We start from the raw sequence: 7002 nt of genomic DNA, 5'->3' as shown, positions 1-7002 counted from the left end.
CTGAAGGAAGCGGCTCGGATAGATCCGCCCACGCTTCGCCGGGCCCGAGGGCAGTTCCTGGCGCAGCACCGGATATCGGGGAGTGGCTCAGCCTGGTAGAGCACTTGGTTCGGGACCAAGGGGTCGCAGGTTCAAATCCTGTCTCCCCGACCAAACGATGAAGCGGGCTGGAGATCTTCGGATCTTCAGCCCGTTTTCATTTGTGGCGCTTGCTTCGCACCCCGATGAGGAAGGCCGCAGAGATGGCCGCCGGGCTTGGCGTTATGGCGCACGGACCGAGGAGCCTCTGGTGCCCGCCGGCTCCTAGATGGCTTTCGCCGGGGTTCCCGCTATCGCCAGCCGCGAGCAGAAGGTGGGGCGAAGGATATGGATGCCTCCCGTCGCTTTCACTCCGGCGAGCCGCTGGATGCGGCTCATCCACTTGTTCAGCAGCACTTGGCTCACCTTCGGGTGGCCGTCGGCCCGCCAGCGGATGCGATCGCCCCGGAGGTGCCACTGCTTGCGGAGGACGTCTGCCAGCCGGGCGGTCATGTTCACCTGCCGGGCCCGCGCGCCCTTTGGCAGGGGGACGTGCCCTTCCAACTCCGAGCGGCGGACATGGATGACACTCCGGATGAAGTCCACGTCCGTCTGCTCCAGCGCGATGAGCTCCCCGCAGCGCAGCCTCGCTTCGCCGCCGACCAGGATGAAGATAAGGTGCTGGTGGTCCACCTTTGCCGCCGCTTCTCCCAGCCGTTCGAACTCGTGCGGCTTGTAATAGGCACACCTATAAACGCGATGATCGTGAAAATGTCCCTATCGTAGGGGAAGAACGAAACGCCAGAGTAGGTAGGTTTGGGGGGGCAACACTGAATAATTACAGTGGGTTGAGCTATCAAGTTAAAGAGGTCATGCAGCTTAGCGTACGTGCGCGTGTGGATTCTTGGGGTCGTCGCACGGTCCGATTTGCGAAATTGGCACTTAGTCTGCGGTTGCCAGACGAGTAGACGATCGGAACCCTGCGTAATTAGTAGGACTCTGCGTGCGGCGGGCTGACTTACGCGTAAGTGCGTAGTTAGGTACGGCCCGTTTACCGCATGGTAAATGCCCGCTCCCGGACGGTGCGTGCGGCGTTCGTGGACGTCTTGCCACTTGGCAAGGTAGGAAGCCCGCGTTGCGCGTTGTGCACGGCTTCGCCCTAGGGTCGAGGTCTGCCGCGTCCTTCTGCCGTGAGTACGGCCAGCACGCCTGAGGGGCCCACCCAGGGGCTCGGGCGGGCGCTCCCGCAGTCGATCGCGGGAGGTAATCCAATTTGAGGCTAGATTGCTTTTTTGGACTCAGTTCATATGATTCAGGGGTGCTGAGTGGTCTGCGGCTCTGCTCACTTCGATCTGGCGCGGTGCGTCAAGGCAGCCGAGGAGGGACGCCTCGGGCTTGGAAAAGGTAGGTGCCGGCTTATCCTGCTTGAACTGCTTAGAGAGCTAGACAGGTGTGATGAATTTGCGCTGGTTGTGCTCAAGCTGCTTACGGCTAATGATTTCAGCGACACCAAAATTCTGAGCGGAGTGAAGTACGACGAGTACGGAATCCGCCTTCCCGTCACAGTTCTGGATGAATTCGGTCTTGTGCAGGAAGTTTGGTACGTGAAATTCACGCTGAGAGAAGGAACGTGGGGCGAGGAAACCTACTGCCTCTCGCTCCACCCTCTCGAAGAAGAGTTGGACTGCGTCGGTGGACGCATCGCGCCCTCGAACAGGGACTGGCCATGACCACATTCAAATGCCCGAGCTGCAACATAGGGGAAGTGCGCGAGGTCGCGCAGCCAGGCCGGCGGATGCACTTCCGGAACATCCCGGACCTTGAGATTCCAGCCGATGTGCTGATTCCGACGTGCTCGAATCCGGAGTGCGGCGAAGATTGGATTAACCGCGAGGTAGCAAAGCGCGTCGACGCCGCAATGGCAGAAGTCTACCAGACTGTCGTTGCCTCCAAAGTCGAGACAACACTTAGCAAGTTGAAGCCAGTCATCCATCAGCGAGAGCTGGAGCGACTGCTCGATCTTTCGGGCGGCTATATTTCGAAGCTGAAGAGCGGCAAGGAGACGTCCGCCCCTCTGGTGAGCGCGCTTATGCTGCTCGCTGAGTCTCCTCAGCAGCGCATCGAGGAACTGCGCGAGCTGTGGAAGACGAAGCCCAAGCCGAAGGCGCTCCCCGCGCTGGCTTTCAGCGATTTCAGGTGGGTGGAGGACTCGGTCGAATTTGCAATGCTCGAAATGGCCCTCCCTCCAGTGGAGCGGGCCGGGAGCGCGACAATATTCTATTCCGCGCGAACGGCAGGGCGCAGCGTACCCTTGTCGCTTACTCCCATAGGGGAGAATGACGACGAAGAGTTTGATGCGCCTAGGCCGCGCTTCCCCGAATTGAGGTATCCCTCATGAGCGCTCCTCTCATGAAGGAACTGACCGCAGCATTTCGTGCGCTCGTACGAGAAGTCGAACTCACCGAGATAATGCCGCTAGGCTTTCTTGCCGGTATGATTGGGCCCGCTCCGGAGCCGGGGGCTGAGGTTGCGTTTGAAGTCAAGCCAACCCTGTCAACGGCCCGGACTGGCGAGGGCGAACACGGTTTTATGGTGCGCGGCGACTTCGTCATCACCGTGCGCCAGGATACCGGTGCAGACGAGCAAGAGGATCCGTTCCTCAACCTCCGGTACACCGTCGCCGGTCGATACGCCGTTCCAGATAACTTCGCGCATTCCCTCGACGATGCGCTGCTCAGGCAGTTCGCGGAGACGAACGCCATGATGCACTTATGGCCCTACCTGCGCGCGTATGTTTCGAATTCGTGCGCGCAGTTTGGGCTTCCCGGCTTGATGCTGCCCGTGTTGCGCCAGCCGTCCGCGAAGCGGGCCACCGCGCACAGGAGCGAGTAGCCCCCAGGGCGTGGTTGCTATCCGCCAGTTTCACAGCGAAGGTGTGAAGCTGGCGCGCCTGGAGCCCGCCACGTGCATGGAAGCGCGCATGGGACTAGAGCCTAGTGGCAGCGGTTCGCGCCCCTCAACCGGGACCCTACGCCGGCCGTCCAGCCTCCAGTGCGCAGCGAACTTCGGATGTAGATCTACACGACCGTATGCGGAAGGGGTGCCCGAAAGTTTGACTCGGCGGTACTCGCTTACCATTACAACTGGCGGGCCTTCGGGTGCCTCAAACGAAAGGCATCACATAATGTCAAAGGTAGCCGTCGTAACGTTCGATCTGTCGCGTGAAAATCACGACTACAAGACCGCATACAAAATCCTTGGGGACCTCGGGCTCCATACGACTGACCCGTCCGGCAAATTATACATGCCGAGCACGACTGTCATGGGACAGGTTGCGGATAGTTGGACGTCGGTGTCGCTCCGGCAGCGCATCCTCACGGACTTCATTGCGGCCGGAGTGAACCTGGAGTCAATCCTCTGCGTCATGGCGGCCGACTTCGCCGGCATCGGCGAGCCTATCCAGAAACGCACCGAGGTCTTCCCGTTCGGGCTGGGCGGCTAGCTCTCCTCTTCGGCGAAGTACGCGGCGATGGCCTCGCGGTAGATGTCGGCCCGGTCCACCCTGCGGGCGTCAGCCATCGCCTGAGCCGCGTCCCGGAAGCGCGTAGGGACGCGGACCGTCTCCGGCACTACCTCTTCCGTCTGCCCAACCTTGTCCACAAGCTGCCTGTGCGCCCTGCAGAGGGCGCGGAACGGGGCGCAGCGGCGCGCCTGCTGATAGTGCGCGGGCAGACCTTGCCCCGGGGCATCTGGTACTTGGCCTCGCGCTCGCAGCGGCCGCCCTCCCAGGTGGCCGCGCAGGTTGTGGCAGTCGGCATCGCAGCGGTGCTACCTGCGCTTCGGAGGGGCGGCAACGGGCGGTTTCGACGCGGCGAAGGCTCGTTGTCCGCAGACGCGCCGCCTAGCCGTCTGGATTTCATAGAGGAACAACTCCGCGGCTTCCGTGTGCCCGATGTGCTGCAACGGCCGTCGGTGGATGTAGGCCGGGCGCGCGCCGGCATCGGCTGGTGACGGTGCTTCTGCAGGAGGTCCTCGCGAGACAGGAGGCGCAGCTCGAGCCGCTCGATCACCCGGAGGTCAGCGAACACCTCACGGAGTCCATCTTCCGACCACTGCACTGCTTCCTACCCACCGGCGCAGGCCCGGTGCCGTGGGTGGCGGCATAGAGCAACGACACGAGGCAGCCAAGCCGGGGCCAGTCGTGGACGCTCCACTTTCTGCGAAGCTGCGCCATCGCGGCACCGTCCCTTCCGTGAACGCCTCAGGGGGGCAGTACCGGGTGCCGCAGTCCGTTACGCTCGTGTCGGCCCCACGCCTCTCCAGAGTTCCGGTTGTACGCCACACGGGCGCGGCAGCCGTGCGCGTAGACGCCGACGAAGAGGGTCGTGATGCCGCTATCCTGCTCCGCCTCACCGGCCTTCCAGCAGCCTCCGGTGACGAGCACCGTGGCCGCCGAAGTATAGGATGGATAGGAGCCCTGTTGAGGGCGGCGGGCTGGTGCAGAGGGGCCGAGGATGGCTGCGGCCGGGTGCCTTGCGAGCTGTGCGCCGGGCCGGAGCAGAGGCTGTTCCGCCCCTCGGGGCACAGGTCGGCCCAAGCGGCCCATCCAGGCGGCAAGCTGCAGGGGCTTGGGCTTCCAGGTCACTGTGGGTGCTTGGGCTCAACACCACGCGCTCTGGGGTGGACCCTGTGCCGGGGCCAGCGTCACGAGGGGCGAATCCTAGACCGCTTCCCCGGCCTTGGTTCGGGACTAGGTGGCGGCAGCTTCCAGTCCCTCACGCCTCGCCCACAGAGGGGCTCAGTGAGTCCCTGGCTTCGTCTCCAAAATGTCTCCAAGACTGGAGGAGACTCGGGTGACAGGTGGGACTGCCGAGGACTGCCCCGTGGACTCGAAGTGCCCGGATTCACGCACGACTTCTCGAAGCGCGTGTGTCGTCGCGGGTTTGGGGCACCCCATGTCCACGGGTTCAAATCCTGTCTCCCCGACCAAACGATGAAGCGGGCTGGAGATCTTCGGATCTTCAGCCCGTCTTCATTTGTGGCGCTTGCTTCGCCTCTCCAGTGTCCGGACGGCCCCCAAACCGGCCGTCGGGCTCCGGTGCATGTGGCGCTGTGGGGAGGTTCTGGTGCTCGGCCAGTTCCTGGATGGCCTTCGCCGGAGCGCCAGCCGGGAGCAGAAGGTGTGGCGGAGGATGTGGATGCTGCCTGTCACCTTCAGCCCGGCCAGCCGCTGGATGCGGCTCATCTTCGGGCTGCGGTCCACCAACTCCGCCTTGAGCTTCGCCACCTCGGCGTTAGTGATGGCGTCCAGCCGCTGCTCGTCGAACCGGGGCATCAGGTAGAAGTCGAGGATGCGCTGCTTCTGGATGAGGGGGCTGGCCCCCAGTGTCAGCGTAGTTGTCGCCTCGGCTGAGCAGCCGAGGTGACCACCTTGAGCGGGGCGAGCAGGAAAACGACGGTGCCGTACACGGACGCATTCAAGAGTCAGATGGTGAAGCGGATGCTGGGGCCCCCGGCGATGACGGCGACAGAGCTGTCGAAGCAGGTGGGCGTGACGCAACCGACCCTCTCGATGTGGCTAAGGGAGGCGCGTAGGGTGGCGGCCGCCATGCCCGACGAGAAGCCCGTCCCCGCCGCCCCGAAGAAGTGGACTGCCCAGCAGAAGCTGCGCGTGGTGGCCGCGGCCCACGGCCTTGAGGACGAGGCCCTGGGCGCGCTGCTGCGGCGCGAGGGGCTGCATGAAGGCGAGCTGCGTGCATGGCGGGACGCCGCCGCTGGAGCGCTGGAGCCAGGCGCGGAGGCAGCTGCCTCGGGGCCTCTCACGGCGGGCCAGCGCAGGCGCCTGGCCGCGAGCGAGAAGCGGGTGAAGGAGCTGGAGCGGGAGCTGCACCGCAAGGAGAAGGCCCTGGCGGAGGCTGGGGCGCTGCTCTTCCTCGAAAAAAAACTTCAGGCGATGGGCTGGGACGAGGGCCGCCGGGGCGGCGAGGACGACGCACCGGACGAGCCGAGCGAGAAGTGACGCTGGCCCTGGTGGACGAGGCCATGAGGCGGGGCGCGACGCTGGAGGCCGCCTGCGAGCGGCTGGGACTGGTGCCGCGCACGGTGCAACGCTGGAGGCGTCCCGCGACGGCGCAGGACAGGCGCTGCGGACCTCGGACGTCTCCGGGCAACCGACTCACGCAGGCCGAGCGCCAGCGCATCCTCGCGCTCGCCAATAGGGAGGAGTTCCGGGACATGAGTCCCAAGCAACTGGTGCCGACCCTGGCCGACCGTGGGGAGTACCTCGCCAGCGAGTCCAGCTTCTACCGCGTGCTGCGCGAGGCGAAGCAACTGGCCCACCGCGGACGCGCTCGCGCGCCTGTCGCGCGCCCGAAGGCGGAGCACGTGGCCCGCGCACCCAATCAGGTTTGGAGCTGGGACATCACCTACCTGCGGGGGCCCGTGCGGGGCGCCTACCTCTACCTCTACCTTGTCGTGGATGTGTACAGCCGCCGCATCATGGGCTGGCAGGTGCACACGGAGGAATCCGCGGAGCACGCCGCCACCCTCGTCCGTACCGCGTGGGAGGCCGCGGGCTGTCCCCAGGGCCTTGTCCTTCACTCGGACAACGGCGGGCCCATGAAGGGCGCCACGCTGATGGCGACGCTTCAGTGGCTGGGCGTCACCCCGTCTTTCAGCCGGCCCCGCGTCTCAGACGACAATGCCTTCTCCGAGGCCCTCTTCCGCACGCTCAAGTACCGGCCCTCCTTTCCCGGGAGCCCCTTCGCCTCGCGGGAGGAGGCTCGCGAGTGGGTGGCTCGCTTCACCGCCTGGTACAACGGCTTGCATCGCCACTCCGGCATTCGGTTCGTCACCCCTGTCAAGGACCGGGGGCATGGATCGCGTGAGGGTCGGCCAAGCGGATCGCCCTGGTGAGTTCGTCAGGGAGCCGGTGCTCGAGTTCGCGGCGCTGACGAGATTGGGGTCGGCCAAGCGGATCGCCCT

General features: G+C 64.8%; 8 protein-coding genes, 1 tRNA gene and 1 pseudogene. 7 read left to right on the top strand and 3 right to left on the bottom strand.

Annotation, left to right across the window (positions count from 1 at the left end; all coding sequences use genetic code 11):
* Positions 1-76 precede the first annotated feature (76 nt).
* Positions 77-153: transfer RNA gene (locus tag D7X55_RS32735), tRNA-Pro, on the top strand.
* Between the two features lie 150 nt (positions 154-303).
* Here D7X55_RS32735 and D7X55_RS32730 read toward each other — a convergent pair.
* Positions 304-738, bottom strand: a pseudogene (locus D7X55_RS32730) (tyrosine-type recombinase/integrase); the annotation flags it as partial.
* Positions 739-1343: 605 nt separating this feature from the next.
* Between D7X55_RS32730 and D7X55_RS43030 the strand changes: the two are divergent.
* From D7X55_RS43030 to D7X55_RS32715, 4 genes are all read left to right on the top strand, one after another.
* A complete protein-coding gene (locus tag D7X55_RS43030) occupies positions 1344-1748 on the top strand; it encodes a hypothetical protein (protein ID WP_147470294.1) in 405 nt (134 codons plus the stop codon).
* Complete coding sequence (locus D7X55_RS32725; protein ID WP_147470293.1) at positions 1745-2416, top strand: hypothetical protein; 672 nt, start codon at positions 1745-1747, stop codon at positions 2414-2416. Before D7X55_RS43030 ends, D7X55_RS32725 begins: the two co-directional genes overlap by 4 nt.
* A gap of 11 nt (positions 2417-2427) precedes the next feature.
* The gene (locus D7X55_RS32720; protein WP_147470292.1) at positions 2428-2910 is read left to right on the top strand and encodes a hypothetical protein; all 483 of its coding nucleotides are present in this window, start codon (positions 2428-2430) and stop codon (positions 2908-2910) included.
* A 292-nt stretch (positions 2911-3202) separates the two neighbouring features.
* Positions 3203-3520: a hypothetical protein gene (locus tag D7X55_RS32715; protein ID WP_121725112.1), complete on the top strand. Its 318-nt coding sequence runs from the start codon at positions 3203-3205 to the stop codon at positions 3518-3520.
* On the opposite strand, the gene D7X55_RS45395 is transcribed toward D7X55_RS32715, so the two are convergent.
* Together D7X55_RS45395 and D7X55_RS43025 are read right to left on the bottom strand one after the other, a co-directional pair.
* Positions 3517-3648, bottom strand: a complete 132-nt coding sequence (locus D7X55_RS45395) for a hypothetical protein (RefSeq protein ID WP_255425046.1) — start codon at positions 3646-3648, stop codon at positions 3517-3519. The genes D7X55_RS32715 and D7X55_RS45395 overlap by 4 nt on opposite strands.
* 1402 nt (positions 3649-5050) lie before the next feature.
* Complete coding sequence (locus D7X55_RS43025; protein ID WP_147470291.1) at positions 5051-5353, bottom strand: hypothetical protein; 303 nt, start codon at positions 5351-5353, stop codon at positions 5051-5053.
* A 123-nt stretch (positions 5354-5476) separates the two neighbouring features.
* Between D7X55_RS43025 and D7X55_RS32705 the strand changes: the two genes are divergently transcribed.
* Together D7X55_RS32705 and D7X55_RS32700 are read left to right on the top strand one after the other, a co-directional pair.
* Positions 5477-6037: a transposase gene (locus D7X55_RS32705; RefSeq protein ID WP_121770417.1), complete on the top strand. Its 561-nt coding sequence runs from the start codon at positions 5477-5479 to the stop codon at positions 6035-6037.
* Positions 6034-6933 carry an IS3 family transposase gene (locus tag D7X55_RS32700; protein ID WP_158626454.1) on the top strand — a complete coding sequence of 300 codons (900 nt, stop codon included), beginning with the start codon at positions 6034-6036 and terminating at the stop codon, positions 6931-6933. The genes D7X55_RS32705 and D7X55_RS32700 overlap by 4 nt, the downstream gene beginning before the upstream one ends.
* Positions 6934-7002: the final 69 nt, after the last annotated feature.

It is taken from the genome of Corallococcus sp. AB049A, from assembly GCF_003668885.1.
GTDB classification, from domain to species: domain Bacteria; phylum Myxococcota; class Myxococcia; order Myxococcales; family Myxococcaceae; genus Corallococcus; species Corallococcus interemptor.
This window is presented reverse-complemented; position numbering and strand designations above follow the sequence as displayed.